The 2,706-nt window shown below is 53.8% G+C and carries 2 protein-coding genes and 1 pseudogene; 2 read left to right on the forward strand and 1 reads right to left on the reverse strand.

Annotation, left to right across the window (positions count from 1 at the left end):
* Positions 1 to 838 precede the first annotated feature (838 nt).
* Positions 839 to 1,012, forward strand: coding sequence for a hypothetical protein (locus tag QT222_RS02965; protein ID WP_004060488.1), 174 nt, complete (start codon positions 839 to 841; stop codon positions 1,010 to 1,012).
* Between the two features lie 632 nt (positions 1,013 to 1,644).
* On the opposite strand, the pseudogene mntA reads toward QT222_RS02965, so the two are convergent.
* Positions 1,645 to 2,025 (reverse strand): annotated as a pseudogene (gene mntA, locus QT222_RS02970) (type VII toxin-antitoxin system MntA family adenylyltransferase antitoxin); the annotation flags it as partial.
* A gap of 140 nt (positions 2,026 to 2,165) precedes the next feature.
* On the opposite strand from mntA, the gene QT222_RS02975 reads away from it, so the two are divergent.
* On the forward strand, positions 2,166 to 2,706 hold a 541-nt coding region (locus QT222_RS02975), incomplete at its 3' end, for a DUF6498-containing protein (RefSeq protein WP_491476256.1).

The following is a 2,706-nucleotide window of genomic DNA, read 5'->3' on the forward strand; positions in this document are numbered from 1 at the left end:
CTATGATATAATCATCTAGCTATACCGATTCATTGGGTTTTGTCTCGTCATTGTCAGCGTGTCATACATTTCTTAGCGATCATTGAGCTTCTTTCCTATCTAGCGGAGATTTCTGGAGGGGCGGGATAGAACTAAACAGCTCTGCTGAAATCCTCAGTCGCTGATCATTTGGTGAACCCGTGCTGAATACAGCGCGCAAGTCGGTCACTGTGCTTTGTGTACTGAGTCTGTCAATACAGCAAACCCTACGCCAACTAGGATTAGGACGCCTCCGACCAGCACGCTGTAGATGATGTCTGTAGGGACATGATGTAAGCGGACGATATTCATTCGTTAGTAGAACGGCAGTGAAATGTAGAATAGACCACTAAGAACACCGTCTACCTGTGAAACACGTGACTTCGGATTCCATGCGAATAACACACCAGTTAGCAGCAACGGGAGTAGTGTGAGTACATTTGCTTCAAGATAATCTAATTCAAACGCCACGTTCTGACGCCAAAATTTAATGTCGGCAACGGGTCCTTCGTGATTGGGGTCAACAACTGCCCAAGGTAAAAGATACCCCAAAGCGACGAAAGCTCCACCAGCGGCAACTATCGCTTGGCTGATTCTGGAGGACTTCACGAAATGGACTCTTTCTGAGGATAGTAAATATCTTCTGTAAAATGAGAACTGATGAAAAACAGCAGTGATTAGTCCCAGTGTGACCGACACACCCTCTGTATGTTGCACGGATTTTCTAACAGCATCTGGGGAGGTTTCAGTGGACGTGCTGAATAGAGAGAAGTAAGTCGGTCACTTCAAATTTAAACGTTCTGTCAACCAACGTTCCACTATGCCCCGCGACACAATCGTTTCGTGGAAGACGTTTGCCCTCTTCATCCTCTTTCCACCACTGGCAATCGTCGCAATCATATTCTTCCCTCTGACGCTACTCGTCTTCTTCTGGCTCTATTACCGAGGAAAACAAGACGTGGTGCTCGAAGGACATTCAGAGCCGGGTGGCTGAGTACACACCGCTCGCGCTCATGTCTGGCTGGCTCTTGCTTGGCTTCCTACTGGTAGGCGTAGGGCAGGCCCGCAAGAGGGGGATCGCTTACACCACTTAGTGTTCACGGCTGTCCTCCTCATCGGGAGCGTCACCGCGAACATGGTTTGGAAAGTCACAAACGGATTAGTATCGTCCACGGTCACAGTTGTTCTCAGCCTTGGCACTTGGATAGTGACTTTGTGGCTCGGAAGTCGACTTGTCTACGGTGGTTCATTCGACCACGTCCTTGACCGCATTGACGAGGCAAACAGGTGACCAGTCGCTCATTGGGAGCACGGGCGTGTCGAGTTAGAGAGTGTTCAAAAGCCCTGTCTCACCAAGAAGACAGATATCACGGTGAGAACGAGCAAAACGGCCCACGAGTATTGGATCGGCCAGATGAACATCGCGCTGAGTGGAATCACCCCCGATAAAGAGTGCAGTAACGACGAACCGACCCCACACCCAGCGAGTAGAATTTGATTCTGATTCGCCGTGGACCGAAACGTTGTGACGTTGGAGGAACTCTCGAAATTGCGACTCCTTGTCTGGGGGAATGAGAAACGAACTCGGCTTGACACTGAACGTTTTTGATTGAGACGACTCGCTCGTCAACCACGGAGTCCCGCCTCCGCAATGCGGTTGAGTACCGCACGCTGCTGCCGGCGAAGGTTGTCCCGCTGTTCGACGAACCGTGCTTCAATCTCCGCCTTGAACTGTTCGAATGCCTGCTCATCACCGCAGACGAACGAACCGGTGACTGCATCGTGTGCGACATCCAGCGGGAGCGTCTCAATATCCGAGAGGTCAACGAACGGCGAATCCTCCCACTGAAGATCACCCGACAGGAAACACTGTTTCTCGAATCGGTCACGGGCAGACAGGCTGTCCGCAAACTTGACTGCGATGTCAAGATCAGACGCCGTCGTTGCCTCGCCCGTAATCTGTGAGCCGAATACGACCACGAATTCGATATCCGAGCCGGAGCAGACTGACTTAACTTAGTTGCCGTTGACATCCTCCCCATCCTGAAGGGCGGGTTTTAGCCTTGAGTATTCCATAAATTGTTAATTCGCCAGTAGAAAATCTGCACGACACTGTGGCGAACGGACTGCAGACGTGGCGGCGTACGTTGGCTGGCGTAGCCGTGGCCAACGCCCTTCCGCTCGTCGGAATTCTCCTGTTTGACTGGGGCCTCGCACACCTCCTAGTCGTCTACTGGGCCGAGATTACCGTTGGAGCGCTCCGGCAGACGCTGGAGGCGACGTTCGCGGGGCAGCGCGCCGCTCCAGAGGACTGGGCGGTCACTGACTCACGGTGGGGATGGCGGTCACCGTTCCGCTCGCTCCGGGAGAAACGTGGGAGTTTCCAGCTCCACGCGGCACTGCCGCCGACCTACCCACGCTCGTTCCCTCGTGTGTTGGATCTCGGTCGAACGGTCATAGGTCTCTCGCTCATCAGTGGTGTCGTGCTCTGGTTTGCGACCGCTGAGAGTGGGGTATTCGTCGAGGGGGTCCTCGTCGCGGGCGTGACGACGCTCGCCCGCGAGGGAACGACATTCGTGGATCACGTCGGCTCGCGCGACTACCGCGAACTTGTCCCACAGTCGATTCTCACGGCGCGATCGGTCCTCGAGGTTGTTGCGCTCATGGTAATCGTCGTCTGGGGAACCT

The organism is Haloferax sp. s1 (assembly GCF_058382125.1).

Excerpts from the sequence above, each read along its gene's own strand:
- QT222_RS02965 (WP_004060488.1), top strand. The coding sequence starts at position 839 with ATGCCCCGCGACACAATCGTTTCGTGGAAGACGTTTGCCCTCTTCATC.